General features: G+C 69.6%; 2 protein-coding genes. Both read right to left on the reverse strand.

Annotated elements, in window-relative coordinates; translation table 11 throughout:
* Positions 1-425: universal stress protein (locus tag AZG88_RS36390; RefSeq protein WP_197436308.1), on the reverse strand; the 425-nt coding region annotated here is incomplete at its 3' end.
* A 34-nt stretch (positions 426-459) separates the two neighbouring features.
* The coding region (locus AZG88_RS36395; protein WP_156517711.1) for an aldehyde dehydrogenase family protein at positions 460-738 on the reverse strand (279 nt) is incomplete at its 5' end.

Raw genomic sequence — 738 nt, forward strand, 5'->3', positions numbered from 1 at the left:
CGCGCCCCGCGGGGCGCGAGGGCCAGCGGAACGTGCGCCGAGTGCAGCAGTTCCGTCGACACGGAGCCGACGGAGTGCCGCCCCAGCAGGCCGTCCCCGGCGGCGCCGACGACGATCGCCTGCGCCCCCAGCCGGGACACCTCGTCGATGAGACCCTGCGCGAACGATTCGTGGAAGCTCAGGTGGACGTCCACGTCGATGTCGCTCGGCACCGACGACTTCGCCTCGTCCAGCCAGCGCTGGGCACGAGAGGCGAGGATGTCGTCGTAGCCGGTCTCTGCCGGAACTCTCGCCGGGACCGTCCGGTCCGGCGGGAGCACCATGCAGATGTCGAGCTGTGCGCCGAGACTGCGGGCGAGCTGCGCCCCGAGGGCAAGACCGTCCTCCCCGCTGGGGGTGGCGAGATATCCAACGACCAAACGCATGGTGACGGTTCCGATCTGTCTCGGGGCGGGTGGTTTACGCGAAGCCGACGTACTTGGTCTCGAGGTACTCCTCGATGCCTTCGGTGCCGCCCTCGCTGCCGAGGCCGGACTGCTTGACTCCACCGAACGGCGCGGCGACGTCGGAGATGACGCCGCGGTTGACGCCGACCATGCCGCTCTCGAGCTTGTCGGCGACGCGGAACGCACGGTCGACGTTCTGCGTGTAGATGTACGCGGCGAGACCGTATTCGGTGTCGTTGGCGGCGGCGACACCCTCGGCCTCGGTGTCGAAACCGGTGATCGCGGCGACGGG

Source organism: Rhodococcus sp. LB1, from assembly GCF_001583455.1.
GTDB lineage: Bacteria > Actinomycetota > Actinomycetes > Mycobacteriales > Mycobacteriaceae > Rhodococcus_F > Rhodococcus_F opacus.